Origin of the sequence: Mycobacterium sp. 1245852.3, from assembly GCF_001669335.1 — a bacterium.
GTDB lineage: Bacteria > Actinomycetota > Actinomycetes > Mycobacteriales > Mycobacteriaceae > Mycobacterium > Mycobacterium europaeum_A.
Genome location: NZ_LZLL01000273.1, coordinates 14,371 through 33,309 on the forward strand (window position 1 = coordinate 14,371; position 18,939 = coordinate 33,309).

Here is an 18,939-nt window from a genome sequence, read left to right on the forward strand (position 1 = left end):
GGGCATGCCCAATGCACTCATCACCGGCGCCGGCGGCGGTATCGGTTCGGCCATCGCCGCGGCGCTGGCCCCCACCCACACCCTGCTGCTGGCCGGCCGACCCTCCGATCGGCTCGACGGGGTCGCCGAGCGGCTCGGCGCCACCACCTTTCCGCTGGACCTCACCGACTCCGGCGACATCGAAGCCGCCTGCGAAATCGTGGACGAACTCGACGTGCTGGTGCACAACGCCGGATTGGCCATACCCGGCAGCGTTTCGGACTCGCATATCGACGAGTGGCGTGCCACCTTCGCCGTGAACGTCTTTGGGCCGGTAGAACTTACGCTCGCGCTGCTGCCGGCGCTGCGACGGGCGCGCGGCCAGGTGGTGTTCATCAACTCCGGCGCCGGGCGCACCGCCTCGCGGGGCATGGCTTCCTATTCGGCCAGCAAGTTCGCGCTGCGCGCCTTCGCGGATTCGCTGCGCAGCGACGAACCGGAGTTGCGGGTGACGACGATCTATCCGGGCCGGACCGACAGCGATATGCAGCGCGAACTCGTCGAGTTCGAGGGCGGCAGCTACGACCCGGCCAACTTCTTGAAACCCGAAACGGTCGCGGCCGCGGTCGTCCATGCGGTGAACACCCCGCCCGACGGCCACGTCCACGAACTGATGCTGCGACCCACCGGGCGCTAGTCGGCGCTAGACGACCAGGTTGACCAGCCGGCCGGCGACCACGATCACCTTGCGCGGGGTGGCGCCCGCCAGGAACGCCTGGACCTTTTCATCGGCGAGCGCGGCGGCCTTCAGCGTGTCCTGATCGGCATCGGCGGCCACCACGACTCGGCCGCGGACCTTGCCGTTGACCTGGACCGGGTACTCCACGGTGTCGTCGACCAGAAAAGCGGGATCGGCGATCGGGAACGGACCGTGCGCCAGCGGGGTCTCGTGACCCAGGCGCAGCCACAGCTCCTCGGCCATATGCGGGGCCAAGGGCGCCAACATCAACACCAGCGGCTCGACCGCCGCGCGTGGCACCGCGTCGCGGTGCTCCTTGGTGAGATGGTTGGTGTATTCGATCAGTTTGGCCGCAGCGGTGTTATTCCGCAGTGCCGCATAGTCTTCCGCGACGCCGGCGATGGTCCGATGCAGCACTCGCAGCGTCCCGGTCGCCAAGTCCCGGGCGGGCCCGTCTACCACGCGGGTGTCGCCGGTCTGCTCGTCGACGACCAGACGCCACACGCGCTGCAGGAAACGGTGGGCTCCGACGACGTCCTTGGTGGCCCAGGGCCGGGACGCCTCCAGCGGGCCCATCGACATCTCGTAGACCCGCAGGGTGTCGGCGCCGTAGTCGTCGCAGATCTCGTCGGGTGAGATCGAATTCTTCAGGCTCTTACCGATTTTGCCGAACTCTTGGAAGACTTCGACCTCTCCCCCGGGCCCCGGATAGACGAAACGGCCGTCCCGCTCGACCACCTCTTCGGCCGGCACGTACGACCCTCGCGCGTCGGTGTAGGCGAAGGCCTGGATGTAACCCTGGTTGACCAGCCGGCGATAGGGCTCGCGAGAGCTTACGTGGCCCAGGTCGTACAGGACTTTGTGCCAGAACCGCGCATACAGCAGGTGCAACACCGCGTGTTCGGCGCCGCCGACGTACAGGTCGACGCCACCGGGATCCTGCGGCCCGTGCTCGGCCGGGCGCGGACCCATCCAGTAGGCCTCGTTTTCCAAGGCGGCGAACCGCTCCGAGTTGTGTGGATCGGTGTAGCGCAGTTCGTACCAGGAGCTGCCGGCCCACTGCGGCATCACGTTGGTGTCCCGGGTGTAGGGCTTCAGGCCGTCGCCCAGATCCAGCTCGACGTGCACCCATTCGGTGGCCTTGGCCAGCGGCGGTGAGGGCTCGCTGTCGGCGTCATCGGGATCGAACAGCACGGGTGAGTAATCCGGCACGTCGGGCAGTTCGACCGGCAGTGCGGCCTCGTCGAGTGCGTGCGCACGCCCGTCGGCGTCGTAGACGATGGGGAACGGTTCACCCCAGTACCGCTGGCGCGCGAAAAGCCAGTCGCGCAGCTTGAATTCGACGCGCGCCCAGCCGCGGCCTTCGGCCTCCAGGCGTGCGGTGATCTTTTCCTTGGCCGCGGCCACATCCAGACCGTCGAGGTAGCCGGAGTTGACCAGCACCCCGTCACCGGCGTAGGCCGCCTCCGAAATGTCGCCGCCCGCAATGACTTCCACGATGGGCAGGCCGAACTCGTGGGCGAAGTCCCAGTCGCGCTGGTCGTGGCCCGGGACCGCCATGATGGCCCCGGTGCCGTACCCGGCCAGCACGTAGTCGGCGATGAAGATCGGCACCGGTTTGCCGTTGGTGGGGTTGGCGGCGTAACCGCCCAGGAAGACACCGGTCTTGGCCTTGCTCTCCTGGCGTTCGAGGTCTGACTTCGACCCGATCGCCTGCCGGTAGGCGGCGACGGCCGCACCGGGCGTCTCAGCGCCATATGTCCAGCGGGGGTCGGTGCCGTCCGGCCAGGCGGCGGCGAGCAACTCGTCGACCAGGTCGTGTTCGGGGGCCAGCACCAAGTAGGTGGCGCCGAACAACGTGTCGGGCCGGGTGGTGAACACCTCGATGTCGACCGTCTCACCATCGGCCTTGGTCGCCGCGAACAGCGCCTTAGCACCGGTGGACCGGCCGATCCAGTTGCGCTGCATGGTCTTGACCGGCTCCGGCCAGTCCAGCACTTCCAGGTCGTCGAGCAGCCGATCGGAGTAGGCGGTGATTCGCATCATCCACTGCCGCAACCGTTTCCGGAACACCGGGAAGTTGCCGCGGTCGCTGCGGCCGTCGGCGGTGACCTCTTCGTTGGCCAGCACGGTGCCCAGACCGGGGCACCAGTTCACCATCGAGTCGGCCCGGTAGACCAGCCGGTGGCCGTCGATCACGTCGGCCCGCTCCCCCGTCGAGAGCGCGGCCCAGTCCCGGCCGTCCTCGAGGGGGCGGGCCCCGGAATCGAACTCGGCGACCAGCTCCGCGATGGGACGGGCCTTGTTGGCGGCGGTGTCGAACCAGGCGTTGTAGATCTGCAAAAAGATCCACTGGGTCCACTTGTAGAACTCGACGTCTGTGGTGGAGAAGCTGCGCCTGCTGTCGTGAGCGAGACCCAGGCGTCCCAGCTGGCGCTTGAAGTTGACGACGTTGGCTTCGGTCCGGGTGCGCGGATGGGTGCCGGTCTGCACCGCGTACTGCTCTGCCGGCAGCCCGAAGGCGTCGAACCCCAACGCATGCAACACGTTACGGCCGGTCATCCGGAAATAGCGGGCGTACACGTCCGTCGCGATGTAACCGAGGGGGTGCCCGACGTGCAGGCCCTCCCCCGACGGGTACGGGAACATGTCCTGCACGAACAACTTGTCGTCCGGCACCGGGGATCCGTCTTCCGGCGCCAGCGAACCGACCGGGTTGGGCACGTTGAAGGTGCCGAGCTTCGCCCAGTTCTCCTGCCACACGCCCTCGATGCGACCCGCCAGCGCCGCCGTGTAGCGATATGGCGGCGCGTCGGAGTCGGGCGTGGCGGCGCCGGAGTTGCTTGCCGCCGAGGTGGTCGGGGAGTCGGTCACCTGAACAGGGTATAAGGGCCGACACGGCGAGTACGCCGGCCACAGGTTGGTCTCGGTTCCGTTGCGCGCCGATCAGAGGTTCATCCCAGGTGTGTTTCGAGCCTATTCACCGCCTCTGACCTCTAGTTACAGTCAGCCCCTATCGACGGCTTCTGGTAGGCAGCCATTGGAAGGACCGACGCAGATGATTGAGATCGTCCCCGTCCACCGGGCACTCCTCGGCGGTATGGTCGCTGGCCTGATGGGCCTGGCGGTTGTTGCGGGCGGCACGGCATCGGCAGACCCGTTGCCCCCAGCGCCTGCGCCCGTCCCCGCGGTTCCCGCGCCGGCACCGCAGAACCTCGGGCCCGAGCTGGTGCCGCCGAGCAGATATCTCGCGGCCCCGCCCGCCGGCAACCAGATCGTCCCGCCGGCTACCGCCACGGCCCCCGGAACGACGGCCCCGGCCGTCACACCGGCGGCGCCGGCTCCGGCTCCCGCGACATCGGGAACGATCCGCGAATTCCTGCAGTCCAAGGGCGTGAAGTTCGAGCCGCAGAAGCCGCAGGGCTTCAAGGCGCTCGACATCACCCTGCCGGTGCCCGCCCGCTGGACCCAGGTGCCCGATCCCAACGTGCCCGATGCGTTCGCGGTGATCGCCGACCGGCAGGGCAGCAGTATCTATTCCTCGAACGCGCAGGTCGTGGTGTACAAACTGGTCGGCGCCTTCGATCCGAGGGAGGCCATCACCCACGGTTACGTCGACAGCCAGAAGCTTCCGGCGTGGCAGCCCACCAACGCGGCGATGACCGACTTCGGCGGCTTCCCGTCGTCGATCGTCGAGGGCACGTACCGCGACGGTGACCTCACGCTCAACACGTCGCGGCGCCACGTCATCGCCACGTCGGGGCACGACAACTACCTCGTGTCGCTGGCGGTGACCACCGATCGCGCGGTGAGTGTCGCCGACGCACCGGCCACCGACGCCATCGTCAACGGATTCCGGGTGAGCGCACCCGGCGCGACCGCGCCGGCCCCGGCCCAGGCACCCGCCGCGTCGCCGGTGGGGTTGCCGGCTCAGGCGCCCGCCGCCGCTCCGGTCGCCCCGGCACCGGTTACGGCTCCCGTGGCCCCGGTCGCCCCGGCACCGGTTACGGCTCCCGTGGCTCCGGTCGCTCCGGCGCCCGGCGCGGCGCCGCTGGTACCGCTCGCCCAGACCGCGCCGGCGGCTCCCGTCGGACTGCCCGCGCAAACGCCGACGTTGACCCAGCAGCACGCTCCCAGCCTGCTGGCCATGGTGCCGGGCCTGCCCCCGCTGCCGAACTTCTCGTTCCTGCAGCACTGAGGACGCCTCGCCGAGCCGGATTCGCGGGTCGGTCACCCGGCTCGTATTGTGACCCCATGCTGATTGCGGGCGTGCTGTGCATGTGTGCGGCGGTGGCCTCGGCGGGGTTCGGCACCTGGTCGCTGGCGCACAACCAAAACGTCGGTGCCACTGCGTTGGCGCTGCGCGCGATGGCGCCGACCCAGTTGGCGGCCGCGGTGATGTTGGCCGCCGGCGGCGCGGTCGCCATGGCCGCCGTCCCGGACACCGCACTGGTGGTACTCATCGTGTGCGTGGTGGGCGCGCTGGGAACGCTGGCCGCGGGCTCGTGGCAGAGCGCCCGCTTCGCGCTGCGTCAGGAAGCGGCGGCGCCCGCCTGCGCCGGCAGCTGCGTCGGCTGCACGCAGTCGTGCCCCTGAACGGAAACCGGGGGAGCGGCCCTAGTTGCGGCTGATGTCGATGGGGTGGGTAGCCAACAGTGACAGCGGCAGCGGCTGGCGCCGCAACACCTGGCCCCACAGGTCGGACCTCGGTCCGACCAGTACGTCGGATGGCAAGGCGGACAACACAATCCAGTCGTCGCGTTCGATCTCGCCTTCGAGCTGACCGATAGTCCAGCCCGAGTAGCCCGCGAAGATCCGCACCCCTTCGACCAGCGGCGCGATCAGCTCGGGGTCGGCGTCCAGATCAACCATGACCACCCGGCCGTCCACGTGCCGCAAGCCCGGCACGTCCCCGGGATCGGCGCCGACGCGCAGCGTCGCCAGGCACAGCGCTGCGTCGCGCTTCACCGGTCCGCCGATGAACATCGTCTTCGGCTTGGCCGAGAGCTTCGTCCATTGCGGCAACACGTTGTAGACCGCGGTTTCGCTGGAGCGGTTGAGCACGACACCCAGCGTGCCTCCGTCGTTGTGCTCGACGATGTAGATCACGCTGCGCCGAAACGTCGGCTCGAGAAGATCGGTGTTGGCGAGCAGCAAAGTGCCCGCGCGCACCCGTTGCGCGGCGGGTGCTACGTAGTCCTCTGGATCCTCCTGCGGGGGCACCACACCATCATCGCATCCGGTGCATCGTGGCCCAGGGCAATCGCGGGGGTAGGCCCTGGAGATTTGTACTGTGGTTGGGACCGCTCTGATCGCGCGAGCTTTGCCAACCCCAATCCTGGAAGTCGGTTTCGGTGATCCCCACCCGGATGCAGTCCAGCGCACCCGTCGAGATTTGGCGGTCGGTGCGCGGTTTGCCCGATTTCTGGCGGCTGTTGCAGGTGCGCGTGGCGAGCCAGTTCGGCGACGGCTTGTTTCAGGCGGCGCTGGCCGGGGCGCTGCTGTTCAACCCGGACCGGGCCGCGGATCCGCTTTCCATCGCGCGCGCCTTCACGGTTCTGTTTCTGCCGTATTCGCTGCTGGGCCCGTTCGCCGGCGCGCTGATGGACCGTTGGGACCGGCGGCTGGTGCTGGTCGGCGCCAACATCGGCCGGCTGATCCTGATCGCCGCGATCGGCACCATCCTGGCGGTGCGCGCCGGTGACCTGCCGCTGTTGCTGGGTGCGCTGTTCGCCAACGGTTTGGCCCGGTTCGTCGGGTCGGGCCTGTCGGCGTCGTTGCCGCATGTGGTGCCGCGCGAGCAGGTGGTGACCATGAATTCGGTCGCCACCGCGTCCGGGGCCATCGCGGCCTTCTTCGGCGCGAACTTCATGCTGGTGCCCCGCTTCATCTTCGGCGCCAGCGACAAGGGCGCGTCGGCGATCGTGTTCATCACCGCGGTTCCGGTGTCGATCGCGCTGCTGCTGTCGTGGCGGTTCGGTGCCCGGGTGCTGGGCCCCGACGACACCTGGCGGGCGATCCACGGGCCGGTCATTTATGCGGTGACCACCGGTTGGCTGCACGGTGCGCGCACGGTGGCACAGCGCCCTACGGTCGCCGCCACCCTGTCCGGCCTGGCCGCCCACCGGATGGTCGTCGGCATCAACTCGCTGCTGGTGTTGTTGCTGGTCCATCACATGCCAAACCTCAAGGGCGGGGGATTCGGCACGGCCTTACTGTTCTTCGGCGCCGCGGGGCTGGGCGCCTTTCTGGCCAACGTCCTGACGCCGCCGGCGATACGCCGGTGGGGGCGCTACGCGACGGCCAACGGCGCGTTGGCGGCGTCGGCGATCATCGAGGTCGCCGGCGCCGAGCTATTGGTTCCGGTGATGGTCGCGTGCGGCTTCTTGCTCGGCGTCACCGGGCAGATGGTCAAGCTCTGCGCCGACACCGCGATCCAGATAGACGTCGACGACGCCCTTCGCGGGCACGTGTTCGCCGTGCAGGACGCGCTGTTCTGGGTCGCGTTCATCGTTTCGATCACGGTGGCCGGCATCTTGATTCCCGATGACGGGCACGCGCCCGCGTTCGCGCTGTTCGGCTCGGTGCTGTACCTGGTCGGGCTGGCCGTGCACGGCGTCATCGGGCGCCGCGGCGAGCAAGCGAACGATCGCTAAGGTACAGACGTGCTTTGTCCGACGGCCGTACCCGACAGTCTGCGGCTCCGATGACCGGCCCCGCGCCCATGGTCGACGACCTGCGTGCCGAAAGCGACGCGCTCGACGAGCTGGTGGCGCCGTTGCCGCCCGAACGCTGGGCCGATCCGACTCCAGCGCCCGGCTGGACCATCGCGCATCAGGTCGGCCACCTGCTGTGGACCGATCGAGTCGCGCTGATCGCGGTCACCGACGAGCCCGGCTTCACGGAGGTGTTGGCGGGCGCGGCCGCGGATCCGACGGGCTTCGTCGACAAAGGCGCCGAAGAACTGGCGGCCCTGACGCCCGCCGAACTGCTCGCCGACTGGCGGGTCACCCGGGGACGGCTGCACGAGGCGCTGCTCACGGTCGAAGCGGGCCGCAAACTTCCGTGGTTCGGCCCACCGATGAGTGCGGCATCGATGGCCACTGCGCGGCTGATGGAGACCTGGGCGCACGGCCTCGATGTCGCCGACGCGCTGAGCGTGACGAGGACGGCGACTGAACGCCTGCGGTCGATCGCTCACCTGGGGGTCCGCACCCGCGATTTCGCCTTCGCCGTCAACAACTTGGCGCCGCCGCCCGAGCCGTTCCTGGTCGAGCTGCGCGGACCCGGCGGCGACACCTGGTCGTGGGGGCCGCCCGATGCCGAGCAGAGTGTCCGCGGGTCCGCTGAGGATTTCTGCTACCTGGTCACCCAACGACGCCCGCTGAGCGCGCTCGACATCACCGCCGAGGGCGACGACGCTCAGCGCTGGTTGCGAATAGCTCAGGCCTTCGCGGGTCCTCCCGGCGCCGGGCGATGAGCGCGTGAAACGCGCGAAGAGAGCCGGCGCCCATCAACCCAAGCGCCGGGCGATGAGCGCGTGAACTGGCCGATGAGCGCGTGAAACGCGTCAGTGCAGGGGACCGCCGTAACTCGCCTGGTTCTCCGCCTCGGCTTCCTCGCGCAGTGCGGTGATCGCGAGGTTCAGGCGTTCAGCCAGCTCTCCGTGGCCGTACCCGGTCATCACCCCGGGATGCAGAGTCAGCTCGAGCAGCCGGCCGTCGGAATTCGCGACCGCATAGACGTCGCCCAGGTCGACGCTGTAGGTGACGGCTTCGGCCTGCGCCACAAGGGCTTCCCACTTGTCGGCCGCCTCGCTCAGTTCCCGAAGAACCGATTCGACGAGATCCTTCTCGCTGAGATTCGCGCGACTGCCCGAACCCGCCACCCTGACAGTATCGTCGAGCCCTCCGACCAGCGTCAATTCAGACGCGGACAGCTGTGCAGCCGACCTGCCGGGCGGTCACGCGGCGAGCTTTTGGTACCACGCGAGGTGGTAATTCGCCGACACCGAGTCGCCGCTGGCAATGCCCTCGGTGGCGGCCATCAGGAGGCACTTGAGCAGAAGCGCGGGATTGACGTTCGGATACTGAACGAGGAGCTGGTAGCGGGCGGTATCGAGATGGACCCGCAGCACGTCGACCTCCTGGTCGACGACGACGGTTCCCGCGGCAGCGGCTTCCGCCAACCGGGGCACGATCTTGGGCAGGTCGTCACGCCCGCGCGTAGTCGCACTCAGCACGCTCGCCAGATCATCGATGACGGGCAGTGCCCGCGGCTCCCCCGACGATCGGGTGGCGGCGAAATCGACCGAGCGGCGCAATGAATCACCGGGAGTGTAAGTGACGACGCGGACCGTTTCGCCGATCAGCGCGGCGACCCTGCCGCTGCGGCGCTCGGGTTCCAGCAGCCGAACTCCGGCGGGAAGGCTGATGCCTGAGGGTATCCATCCGTGAGCGAGATCGGTGACCAACACCGTCGTGCCGTCGGCGCGATCTCCGATCGCCCAATTCAGGCGTGGCTCCTGCCGCACCACGAATTCGAGCAGCCGGTTCAGCCGCTGGTCGTCGAATCCCTTTGGTGGTGAAGGCTTTTCGATGTGTGGCCGGGCCGCGCCGAAGGCGGCCGTCTCGGGCTCGACCTCGGCCGGGGTGGCATCGGCGGTTGCCGGGGTGGCATCGGCGGTTGCCGGGATGGCTTCGGCGGCGGCCTCCCGCGGCGCCTCGGGCTCCGCGCTGGCGGTGACCGGCTCGTCGACGATCGCGTGGTGGCGGCCGGAGTCGGCCGGCTCGGGTGCCCGTTCGGGTGCACGCTGCACCGGCGCCCCGGGCGCCGGCTCCGCCTGCGTGATCACCGGAATGACCTGCGTCTGTTCGAGGTGGGCTGCGTCGGTGGTCCCGACGGGCTCGTCGTCGGAAGTGGCCGGCTCGCTGGCCCCCTCCGGTTCGCCGCGAACGGCGGGCGGCTCGACCACCGCGTGATGGCGGCCGGAGTCGGCCTCGTCCGAAGGCGGCTCGGGTGCAGACCCCGGTGGCGCTGGCAGAACCGGCTCGGACCTGATCACCGGGATGACTTGTGTGTCGTCGAGGTGGGACGCGTCGGCGGGTTCCCGCCGAGCCGCCTGCGGCGATGCACTTTCGGCGACCGGGTCGGGCGCGGACTGGCGACGACGACGCCTTGGTGGTGTCGGATCTAGTCGACCCGGCGCGGGCGCTTCGGGGACGGCCCTGACCTCACGGATTGTGGGCAGCACCTGCGTCTTGTCCAGGTCCGCGCGGGGCGGCTCCGGCCGCGGTGGGGGAGGAGCGGGGGGTCGGGCTCCGCTCTTCACGGCATGCAGGTAGCGGGTCGTCGATTCGACTCGGCGCACGGCGCGAGCCCGGGCCTCCTCGATGACCCGCGCCTCGGCCGCCTGGCGCGACGGGTCGGTCATGCCCGCCCGCTTGAGTAACTTCAGTTCGTCGTTGGCGGCGTGCGCAATTCGTTGCAGGTCGGCCTTGAGATGTTCAGCGAGAGTTGCCGTTTCGGCCGTCACCGTCGACAACTCGGCAGGCCACAGCCCGCCTGTCACCCAAGGGGTGCAGTCGATAGGAGAGCTGAAAGCCGGCGTCGCCAGTGATTCCCGGGTAGCTCTCCGGAGGCGCTGGCGCGCCGACATCCGACCGAAGACCGCCACCGGCTAAGCGTACCGGGACCCAGCCGACGACTTGTGCGGTCAGTGAATTGTGTGTTCGCAGGGCCCTGGGTAGCGTGAGGACATGGCTGATTCTGCACTGCAGCAGCAACTCGACGAGGTCCGCACCTTGCTGGCTCGCGCACGAGAGTTGTTCGGCCCCAACCCGGTAGAGCCGCCGACCGGTATCGCGCCCGATCCCAGCGTCGCCAAGCCGTGGCTCCGCTAGGCCGGCGGCGCGCATGACGGCCCGCTAGATCGCGCCGTTGCGGCGACGCAGTTTGTGCGCCAGCAACTTTTCGATGGCCGCGTCGAGGTCACGCGGGGTCGGAACCTCCGCGGAGGGCGTATGCCCGGCGGCGACGATCTCGTCGCGAATTTCCAGCAACGCTTTGAGGCATGAGACGTCGGCGGTCAGCAGAATGCCCTGCGCCAGCGTCTCGGCATCGGTTTCCATCGCCTCTTCGCTCAGCGCGACGCTGTGCATGTAGCCGCCGCGGCAGGAGCGGACAAGGATGTGTCCACTCGGGTGAACAGTGTCGAAAGCGGGATTCGCGTCGGTCATCGACCGCGGTCGACGATGTCGCCGAACTTCCCGGCCGCCTCCTGCTCGTGCTGTTCCCACATCGCCGCCGAATCGGTCAGCTTGTCGGCCAAATCGGCGTGGTCGGCAGCTTGCTGCTCGTAGCACTGGCGTCGAAGTTCCAGCAGCTCACGGCCCGCGTCACGCAGCTCGCTGAAGATCGGCCCGAGCGAATCCAGGCTCTCTTGGATCGCGGGGTGCGACGACGGGACGGTACGCAGGTACTCCGAGGTGTCCTGGTGGTGCGCGGCAGCCTGACGTAGGTGCGCAGGCACTACATGAATCGAATCTGCCATCCGCTGTCTCCTGTTGACGACCGCCGGCACTGCCGACGAGTTCATTTTTGTCAGGTGGTCGACGAGGTCGCCGGCCGGGTAGGTGTCGGTGGGTCAGGCTTGGCCGGCGTCGCTGGTGCCGCGGTCGCCGCCGGCGGATGCTCCCAGCCTAGGAAGCTCGGCCCGCTCACGGTGGCGATGCGTTGAATTTGGCCGTCGAGCAGCGCCTTGCCGGGGCTGAGGGCCAGCGCGTGACGATCGGTGAACATCCCGATATCGCCCGGCGTCACCTGCAGGGAATCGATGGGGCTGGGCACCGCGGTTCCCGGTGGGGGGATGGTCATTCCCTGCTGTTGGAAGGCCTCCGCTATCGGGGTGCCGGCGACGGCGGCCTTGATCGCGGCGGCCAACTGCGGGCTCGCAGCGGTGACCGTTTCACCGTCCGGCAGGGTCACCGGTGTGGGGCCGGCCGTCGGCTCATCCGACGAGCCCGGCTGATCGTCGGTCCCGTCGCCGGCCTCGTTCGAGGCGTCCTGCGCGCCCGGATCCTGGTCTTGGGCGTCGGGCAGTTCGTCGTCGGCCGGTTCTTCCAGAGCCGGGTCGGTCCCGTCGGCACCGCGTAAGCCGGAAAGGCCGCCGGCCCCGTCCCAACCGGCCATGGATCCGGGCACCGAGCCCAGCCCCGGCAGGGACCCGCCACCAAAGGTGGGCATGGCCGGTGCGAACGGCTGTTGCGACGCGGGCGGGATCGCGGCGCCGGCGGTTGGATCCAGGCCGGGAACATCGCCGGGCAGCAGACCGTCATCGTCGCCGAATAAGGAGTCCAGCAGCGGATCCCACTCGGCGTCGGGATCGTCGGGCGCTCCCGCCGCCGGCGCATCGCCAACGGCCACCGCCGCCCGCGGTTGTTCGCCGGCAGGCTTCGGGTCGCCCTTGGAGGCGTCGTACAGCGACGTCCAGGCGGCCATCAGCGCTGACTTCGACGTGTCGTCCAGGCTGGCGTTCAGGACGACCTCGCGGATATCGCGGAGCTTGCCGATAAGGAACCGCTGGAAGTCGCGCGCTCCCGCCGGTGTGTCCAGGTCTGACCTGGTCCGTACGGCCGCTTCGGTCTCGTGTTGCAACCTGGTGAGCGCGTCTCTGCCGTCCACCGCCCGCAGGTGCGCGTTCAGGATGGCCGAGACCACCTGCATGTCCAGTTGGGAGCTGGCCGAGTTCTGCTGTGCCAGAGCGGCTTCGGCGTGTGCGATGGCATCGGCCGCCTCGCCCGATTCGCGATCCGGGGGCGGCGTGGTTTCGGCGGGCGGCCTGCCCACGGGCGGCTCGGGGGTTGCTCCCGCGCCGAAGACGCCTGGGTGCTGTTGGCGGATCTTGTGCAAGATCGCCTCAACCTGGTCGGGCCGGGTGGTCGGGGTGATCACGGCGGTCACTTCAGCAGGCGCCAAGCCCGTCTGCCATGCGTTCGGATCGCCGGTGCGGTCTCGCACGTATTTGACCGCGGCGAGCAGGTCGTCATACGCGGACATCAGCCGGGCGGGCGGCGGCGCAGCCCGCTCGAACGCTGCTGCCGGAAAACACGCGACCCCTCCATGTCGGGCGACGGTACTCACGGGCATGGTCGGTGACAATTCAGTGCGTTGGGCGGTGTGGACTAGTTCCGGTTAGCCGCTTTCGGCGGCGTACTGGTCCCGAAGACTCTGCAGCACAGCCTTTTTGGCCTGCCCGAATTCGCGCGCCTCGGCCACGACCGACGCGATCTCGCGTTGCTTGGCCAGCAGGAACTTCTGAAACTCACGCGCCCCCATGGGCGTATCGAGGGCGAGGTCCGCCTGGTGCACGGTCGCGTGGTCGATCTGTTCGGCGATGGAGTCCAGCCGCCTGACGCTCTCGCGCGCCGCATCGTGAGCGCTGGAAAGCACCTCGTTCAGCAAACGGTCGGCTTCGGACGCGGCGCCATGCTGACTCGCCAGTGCCGAGCGCCGCGCCTCGACGGCCTCTAACGAAGGTCCGGGTTGTTCCGGCATCGGCTCACCCTTCTCGTCGTGCCCGCGTCACCGGGCGCTCGTGTTCTGTCATATCGGTCGGCGGATCGCAACGTTGTTGCCCAGTCGGCTGATTCGCACCGAGGCACCCGAATAGGGCGCCTCCACAACGAGGTTGTTCCCGATGGCCAGCTGCACGTGACCGGCGTGCGGAAACACCAGATCCCCGGGCCGCACTTGCGTGCGGGCCACCGGGATACCGTCGTTGATCTGTTGATAGGTGGTGCGATCCAGGTGAATACCGGCCTGGGCGTAGCTCCACTGGACCAGGCCCGAACAGTCGAACTGGTCGGGTCCGGTCGCGCCCCACACGTACGGTCGGCCCAGTCGGGACAATGCCGCACGCACCGCCACCGCCGCTCGGTCGGCCGGCACGCCCCGCAGCCCCGAGATGCCCAGCCGCCGCAGCCGATAGCGCAAGGCGAGCAGTTCCGCATGGCGCCGTCGCGCGCGCAGGCGGGCCGACACGACGTGGGCCCGCTGCGCCCGTAGCCGAGTCGCGCGCCGCCGCAGCGCCTCTCGCTGGGCCAGCGGCGTCGACGGCGTCGTGGCGGCATCGGCGAGGGCCGCGTCCAGGACCGCCCTGGTCAGCTCGCGGGCCTGCGCCCGGTCGCGGTGCGCGCCGGCGATGATGTCACCGGCCGCGGCGTCGGTGCCGGCTGCCGCCGTGAGGCGTTGCCGGCTGTGGTCGACCGCGAGTTGGTAACCGCCGTGCGCCATCGTGTTACCCAACCGGGCGGCGCGCTGCAACACGTTGAGGTGATGCCCGGTCGCCGTATCCAGGGATGACGGCTCGGCGCGGCCGGCGAACAGTTGATGGGCCCGGCTCAGCGCCTCGACGTCGGCGTCATTCATGATGTCCCCCCGTCGTCGTCCTGGCTCGCACCTTCTGGTTGCGACTCGACGGCGTCGGTGAAGGCGCGCACGCGGGGGAGGGCGCCCGGCGGGATCGCTCCCCGGTTGCGGATGTCCCACATCTCGTCGACATCGACGCCGACGAGTGCGGCGATGACGGTCTCCGGCAATGACGACTGCGTGCACGCCCGGTCGAAGCGGGCGCCCAGGCTGTTCGGCATCCGCTTCAACAGCGCTGCGCGGGTCGCCTCCAAGGCCTGCAAATGCTCCATCAACCGGCCGGTCGAGTCGGCCCCGGCACCCACCGCCACCCGCCAGGAGCTGGCGGCCAGCATCTCGGCCTTCACGCATTGCGCGATCACAGACAGAATATACGTCTCATATTCGTTTGATGTTGTCGCAGGCAGTCGATCGATGACGGATTTGAGGGCGTCGAGCTGTGCCTCGGCATAGCCTTCCAGCACTTCCGTGTCGCTGTGGCGGTCGACCACGACCGGCCCGCTGCGCCGCGCGGGCACCGGGGCGGGCGGCTGGGCGGCCATCAAACGCGCCAGCTCGGCCTCCGGATCGGCGGCCACCAGGAGCCGCGAATAGGTGCCCGGTGGCAGGCCAAGGCCGTTCTCGATCTTTTGAACTGTGCTTTTGTGCGGCTTGCGGGCGCCGCGCTCCAAAAAGCTCAGTCCCATGATGCTGACCCCGGTCGCGGCGGCGAGATCGGCTAGTGACCAATCGCGCGATTCACGCAACGCGCGGATAGCCGCACCAGCGGATTCACGGGTCACCGCACGCTCCGGCCATGGGCCGGATATTACACAGAGGCGGTCGTGGTTATCGGTTTATACGTTTCTGTCACGTTTCTCTTGCGCCGCGCGCCACCATCTGTATACGCTTCTGTCTACGTTTCACGCTCGACAAGGAGACCGACATGGGACACCCCTGCGCAGCCAACCCGGAACTTTGGTTCGGCTACCCCGACGACGACGGTGGTGACGGCGCCGCGAAGGCGCGCGCGTACGAGCGGTCGGCCACCGAGGCGCGAATCCAGTGCCTGCGCCGCTGCCCGCTGGCGCAGCAGCGTCGGTGCGCCGCACACGCCATCGCGCACCGCGAGGAGTACGGCGTGTGGGCGGGCGTGAAGCTACCGGGCGGCCAGTACCGCAAGCGGGAACAGCTCGCGCACGCCCACGAGGTCCTGCGACGCATCGCCTCCGGCGAGATCAATGCCCGACAGCTGCCCGAGAACGCGGCGCTGCTGGCACGCCACGAACACGAAGCCGTCGCGGTGCCCGCGGTCGTGCTGCACCTGCCGTTGGCGCAAATCAAACCCCGTTCGGCCGCCTGACAATTCGGCGACACCCGGGGCAGCAGTTTGCTGAGCCGGTCAATGGGGTAGTCGGGGTCGGCAGAACCAGTCTGTCGACCCAGAGGCGCACCCATGACGTTCGACCTGACCCCGACGGCAGCACAGCACGACCTTGCCAGGCGCACACACGAGTTCGCCGAAGAATGCATCCGTCCGGTAGCGCTTGAGTATGACCAGCGCCAGGAGTTCCCGTGGCCGGTGCTCGAGGAGGCGGCTCGGCGCGGCTTTTACAGCCCGCTGTTTTACCGCGATCTGATCGGTGATCCGACCGGCATCTCCCTACCGATGTTCATGGAGGAGCTGTTTTGGGGTTGTGCCGGGATCGGTTTGGCGATTGTCATGCCGGCGCTGGCACTGTCGGCGATCGGGCAGGCCGCGTCTCCCGAGCAGATGCTGGAGTGGGCGCCCGAATGTTTCGGCACCCCAGGCGATCTCAAGCTCGCGGCACTGGCGATCTCGGAGCCCGAGGGCGGCAGCGATGTGCGCAACCTGCGTACCCACGCGCGTCGCGACGGTGACGACTGGATCATCGACGGCCATAAGATGTGGATCGGCAATGGCGGCATCGCCAACGTGCACGTGGTCAACGCCGTGGTCGACGAGGAGCTCGGCCACCGCGGTCAGGCCTTGTTCGTCGTGCCCGGTGGCACACCGGGCCTGAAGCTGGTGCGAAAGCTGGACAAGCTGGGTTGCCGGGCCTCCCATACCGCCGAGTTGCTCTTCGAAGGTGTGCGCGTTCCCGGAGCGAATCTGCTTGGCGGACAAGAGAAGCTAGAACACAAGCTTGCCAAGGCCAGGGAGGTGGTGGCTGGCGGCAAGCGGTCCGGTTCGGCGACGCTGGGCACCTTCGAGCAGACCCGGCCCATGGTCGCCGCCCAGGCCATCGGCATCGCGCGTGCGGCACTCGAATACGCCACCACGTACGCCACCGAGCGCGAGGCCTTCGGCGGGCCGATCATCGACAACCAGGGCATCGCCTTCCCGCTGGCGGAGCTGGCCACCCAGATCGACGCCGCGCGGCTGCTGACCTGGCGTGCGTCGTGGATGGCGGCCAACAACGTTCCCTTCGAGCGGGGAGAAGGTTCGATGTCGAAGATGGCCGCCAGCGAAGTCGCGGTGAAGGCCACCGAACGTGCCATCCAGACCATGGGCGGCTGGGGCTACATCACCGACCATCCCGTCGAGAAGTGGTATCGGGATGCCAAGCTGTACACCATCTTTGAAGGCACCAGCGAGATCCAGCGGATGGTCATCTCCAACGCGCTGGGCGCCGCCGTCGGGACCCCGCCGCTGCATGTGGTCCTCGAGCCGTCCGGGGGAGCGCTGAACCGGGTCTTCGGGCGCGGCACCCCGTTGCGGTCACGGGCCGCCGATAGCGCGCTGTCGATGAAGGATCGGGTGCCCGAGCCTGTCATGCGGCTCGCCATGAAGGTGCTGCGGCCCCCGCGCAAGTAGGGACGCCGGGTACGGTCGCGGATGACGGCGCTGCGTGCGGGCCCCGCGACGGAGGATGGACGATGAGCAACCTAGAGGTCGCCCCGGCCGAACTCTCCTGTGCCGCTGCACAACACTCGGACACCCCCACGATGGTGGAAGTGCTGCATCCGCGCGAAGTGCCGTTGGGCGGCCCGAGGGCGATTCGGGTGCAACGCACGCTTCCGCAACGGCAGCGCTCACTCGTCGGCGCGTGGTGTTTCGTCGACCATTACGGGCCGGTGGCCGCGCGGATGGATGTGCCGCCGCACCCGCACACGGGACTACAAACCGTCAGCTGGTTGTTCAGTGGGGAAGTGGAGCACCGCGACAGCGCCGGCGTACTCGCGGCCGTTCGGCCCGGCGAGCTGAACCTGATGACCGCCGGGGCCGGCATTTGTCATTCGGAAGTGTCGGTGGATTCCGGCGCCCCCTTGCACGGTGTCCAGCTCTGGGTCGCGCTGCCCGCCTCCGACCGCGACACCGGGCGAGACTTCGCCCATTACACACCGCCGCCCGTGGCATTGCCGGGCGCGCGGGCGCACGTCTTTCTCGGTGAGCTGGCCGGAAGCCGTTCGCCGGTACCAACATTCACACCGCTATTGGGCGCCCAGATCGAACTCGACCCCGGGACCACGCTGGACGTTGACGTCGACCCGACCTTCGAGCACGGGGTGCTCTGTGACTTAGGGACCGTGCGCGTGGACGGGACGGCCCTGACGATCGCCGAGCTGGCGTATCGAAGCCCCGGGCCGGCGCAGCTGCAGATGCACAACGCGGGGGTGGGCCCGGCACGAGTGCTGCTGCTCGGCGGCGCGCCCTTCACCGAAGAGCTGGTGATGTGGTGGAACTTCGTCGGGCGAAGCCACCAGGACATCGCCGAGTACCGCAGATTGTGGGAGGACGCCGACGATCGATTCGGCGCCGTCCAGGGCTACCGGGGAAACGTCGCCCGGCTGCCCGCGCCACCGCTGCCGACCGTTCGGCTCCGGCCACGGCCAGTACCGCAAAGGAAGGGAAATACAGATGACAACCGATAAGACCGGCGCCGAAGCCACGGTGCGCCTCGAGGACGGGAAGTACACGATCGCCGTCGACGGTAAGACGGTCGGGCTGGCCGATTTCGCCGACCGTGGCGATCAGCGCGTCTTCTACCACACCGAAATCGACCCGGCGTACGGCGGACGTGGGCTGGCGACCATCCTGGTCGAGGAGGCGCTCAACGAGGCGCGCGACGAGGGTAAGCGCATTGTTCCGGTGTGCTCGATGATCGGCACGGTGCTCAAGAAGCATCCCGAATTCAATGACATCACCGATCCCGTCACTCCGGAGATCTCCCGGTGGGTGCGCTCGTAAGGGGCAGGTGATAATCGTGGTTGGTTGCACCATCTTTGCACGTGGTTGAAGCGGGCACTTACTGCGGCCCGTCCCCGAACCACACTCTTACACAATGCTGGCAGGTGCGTAAAGAAAGGCAAGCGGCTATCTCTTCGAGAGCACTCAGATTATCATATGCGGATTGCAACTAGTTGGCTTCGTCAGGTTTTGGCCACCCCCACCGTTTCCACGAGTTCGAGCGGCGTAGAGCGGCCAGCTCGTCGCAGACGCGCGCCGTGGTTGGCTTATCCGCGAATAGCTCTTCGACATCGCTCAGGTTTTGCGACAACCAATGGGCCTGGTCCACTGGCTGGATCTGTCCTGCGTCGTCGCCCCGCCCTAAGTACTGACGGATGAGTGAAAGCGCGAACCCGTCGGGGTCGGCTTGCAATACTGGTACTGCAACGAAATAAATAATGCCGCGGTCATTAACGATATTCCATTTGAGCACTTCACTCGAGAACATAATTGATGCGTCGATCTCCGCAAGACCTCGGTTAGACGAATCCGTGATCCTATATTTGGGGTTCAGATAAAGAACGCTGGCATAGCGAACGATGAATTCTAAAAGCGTCTTCAT

General features: G+C 68.2%; 20 protein-coding genes and 1 pseudogene. 10 read left to right on the forward strand and 11 right to left on the reverse strand.

Features of this window, described 5'->3' with window-relative positions; translation table 11 throughout:
• Positions 1 to 4 precede the first annotated feature (4 nt).
• Positions 5 to 676 (forward strand): SDR family oxidoreductase, encoded by a 672-nt coding sequence (locus tag A9W96_RS11795; RefSeq protein ID WP_066861714.1) that lies wholly within the window; start codon positions 5 to 7, stop codon positions 674 to 676.
• A gap of 6 nt (positions 677 to 682) precedes the next feature.
• Here A9W96_RS11795 and leuS read toward each other — a convergent pair whose 3' ends face one another.
• Positions 683 to 3,592, reverse strand: a complete 2,910-nt coding sequence (leuS, locus tag A9W96_RS11800; RefSeq protein WP_067139956.1) for a leucine--tRNA ligase — start codon at positions 3,590 to 3,592, stop codon at positions 683 to 685.
• A 184-nt stretch (positions 3,593 to 3,776) separates the two neighbouring features.
• Between leuS and A9W96_RS11805 the strand changes: the two genes are divergently transcribed.
• Together A9W96_RS11805 and A9W96_RS11810 are read left to right on the forward strand one after the other, a co-directional pair.
• Positions 3,777 to 4,916, forward strand: coding sequence for an LpqN/LpqT family lipoprotein (locus tag A9W96_RS11805; protein WP_067140001.1), 1,140 nt, complete (start codon positions 3,777 to 3,779; stop codon positions 4,914 to 4,916).
• Between the two features lie 56 nt (positions 4,917 to 4,972).
• Positions 4,973 to 5,314, forward strand: coding sequence for a hypothetical protein (locus A9W96_RS11810; protein ID WP_066861720.1), 342 nt, complete (start codon positions 4,973 to 4,975; stop codon positions 5,312 to 5,314).
• A 21-nt stretch (positions 5,315 to 5,335) separates the two neighbouring features.
• On the opposite strand, the gene A9W96_RS11815 is transcribed toward A9W96_RS11810, so the two are convergent.
• Positions 5,336 to 5,944, reverse strand: coding sequence for a YqgE/AlgH family protein (locus A9W96_RS11815; RefSeq protein ID WP_156748789.1), 609 nt, complete (start codon positions 5,942 to 5,944; stop codon positions 5,336 to 5,338).
• Positions 5,945 to 6,041: 97 nt separating this feature from the next.
• Between A9W96_RS11815 and A9W96_RS11820 the strand changes: the two are divergent.
• A pseudogene (locus A9W96_RS11820) lies at positions 6,042 to 7,374 on the forward strand (MFS transporter).
• Between the two features lie 50 nt (positions 7,375 to 7,424).
• Entirely contained in the window at positions 7,425 to 8,198 is a 774-nt protein-coding gene (locus tag A9W96_RS11825) for a TIGR03084 family metal-binding protein (protein ID WP_067139962.1), read from the forward strand.
• 90 nt (positions 8,199 to 8,288) lie between these two features.
• Here A9W96_RS11825 and A9W96_RS11830 read toward each other — a convergent pair whose 3' ends face one another.
• Both A9W96_RS11830 and A9W96_RS11835 read right to left on the reverse strand, forming a co-directional pair.
• Positions 8,289 to 8,606, reverse strand: a complete 318-nt coding sequence (locus A9W96_RS11830; RefSeq protein ID WP_066861731.1) for a DUF2710 family protein — start codon at positions 8,604 to 8,606, stop codon at positions 8,289 to 8,291.
• A 75-nt stretch (positions 8,607 to 8,681) separates the two neighbouring features.
• Positions 8,682 to 10,394 carry a DUF5632 domain-containing protein gene (locus A9W96_RS11835; RefSeq protein WP_067139965.1) on the reverse strand — a complete coding sequence of 571 codons (1,713 nt, stop codon included), beginning with the start codon at positions 10,392 to 10,394 and terminating at the stop codon, positions 8,682 to 8,684.
• Between the two features lie 82 nt (positions 10,395 to 10,476).
• Between A9W96_RS11835 and A9W96_RS32170 the strand changes: the two genes are divergently transcribed.
• Complete coding sequence (locus A9W96_RS32170; RefSeq protein WP_170880091.1) at positions 10,477 to 10,620, forward strand: hypothetical protein; 144 nt, start codon at positions 10,477 to 10,479, stop codon at positions 10,618 to 10,620.
• Positions 10,621 to 10,644: 24 nt separating this feature from the next.
• Here the strand turns inward: A9W96_RS32170 and A9W96_RS11840 are convergent, their stop codons facing one another.
• The 6 genes from A9W96_RS11840 to A9W96_RS11865 form a co-directional block, all read right to left on the reverse strand.
• On the reverse strand, positions 10,645 to 10,956 hold the full coding sequence (locus A9W96_RS11840) for a DUF2694 family protein (protein ID WP_066861738.1): 312 nt from the start codon (positions 10,954 to 10,956) through the stop codon (positions 10,645 to 10,647).
• Positions 10,953 to 11,270, reverse strand: a complete 318-nt coding sequence (locus A9W96_RS11845; protein ID WP_066861971.1) for an ESX-1 secretion-associated protein — start codon at positions 11,268 to 11,270, stop codon at positions 10,953 to 10,955. The genes A9W96_RS11840 and A9W96_RS11845 overlap by 4 nt, the downstream gene beginning before the upstream one ends.
• 50 nt (positions 11,271 to 11,320) lie before the next feature.
• The gene (locus tag A9W96_RS11850) at positions 11,321 to 12,775 is read right to left on the reverse strand and encodes a DUF4226 domain-containing protein (protein WP_067139968.1); all 1,455 of its coding nucleotides are present in this window, start codon (positions 12,773 to 12,775) and stop codon (positions 11,321 to 11,323) included.
• Positions 12,776 to 12,910: 135 nt separating this feature from the next.
• The gene (locus A9W96_RS11855; RefSeq protein WP_066878880.1) at positions 12,911 to 13,273 is read right to left on the reverse strand and encodes a DUF4226 domain-containing protein; all 363 of its coding nucleotides are present in this window, start codon (positions 13,271 to 13,273) and stop codon (positions 12,911 to 12,913) included.
• Between the two features lie 48 nt (positions 13,274 to 13,321).
• Positions 13,322 to 14,146: a C40 family peptidase gene (locus tag A9W96_RS11860; protein WP_066878882.1), complete on the reverse strand. Its 825-nt coding sequence runs from the start codon at positions 14,144 to 14,146 to the stop codon at positions 13,322 to 13,324.
• Positions 14,143 to 14,928, reverse strand: a complete 786-nt coding sequence (locus A9W96_RS11865; protein WP_067023796.1) for a helix-turn-helix domain-containing protein — start codon at positions 14,926 to 14,928, stop codon at positions 14,143 to 14,145. Before A9W96_RS11865 ends, A9W96_RS11860 begins: the two co-directional genes overlap by 4 nt.
• A 143-nt stretch (positions 14,929 to 15,071) precedes the next feature.
• Here A9W96_RS11865 and A9W96_RS11870 point away from each other — a divergent pair, with 143 nt between their 5' ends.
• The 4 genes from A9W96_RS11870 (at position 15,072) to A9W96_RS11885 (ending at position 18,338) form a co-directional block, all read left to right on the forward strand.
• Complete coding sequence (locus tag A9W96_RS11870; protein ID WP_066861759.1) at positions 15,072 to 15,488, forward strand: WhiB family transcriptional regulator; 417 nt, start codon at positions 15,072 to 15,074, stop codon at positions 15,486 to 15,488.
• Between the two features lie 93 nt (positions 15,489 to 15,581).
• Entirely contained in the window at positions 15,582 to 16,964 is a 1,383-nt protein-coding gene (locus A9W96_RS11875) for an acyl-CoA dehydrogenase family protein (protein WP_066861762.1), read from the forward strand.
• A gap of 62 nt (positions 16,965 to 17,026) precedes the next feature.
• Entirely contained in the window at positions 17,027 to 18,022 is a 996-nt protein-coding gene (locus A9W96_RS11880; protein ID WP_067139971.1) for a pirin family protein, read from the forward strand.
• Positions 18,009 to 18,338 carry a GNAT family N-acetyltransferase gene (locus A9W96_RS11885; RefSeq protein WP_066861766.1) on the forward strand — a complete coding sequence of 110 codons (330 nt, stop codon included), beginning with the start codon at positions 18,009 to 18,011 and terminating at the stop codon, positions 18,336 to 18,338. The genes A9W96_RS11880 and A9W96_RS11885 overlap by 14 nt, the downstream gene beginning before the upstream one ends.
• A 169-nt stretch (positions 18,339 to 18,507) precedes the next feature.
• On the opposite strand, the gene A9W96_RS11890 is transcribed toward A9W96_RS11885, so the two are convergent.
• Complete coding sequence (locus A9W96_RS11890; protein ID WP_066878889.1) at positions 18,508 to 18,939, reverse strand: hypothetical protein; 432 nt, start codon at positions 18,937 to 18,939, stop codon at positions 18,508 to 18,510.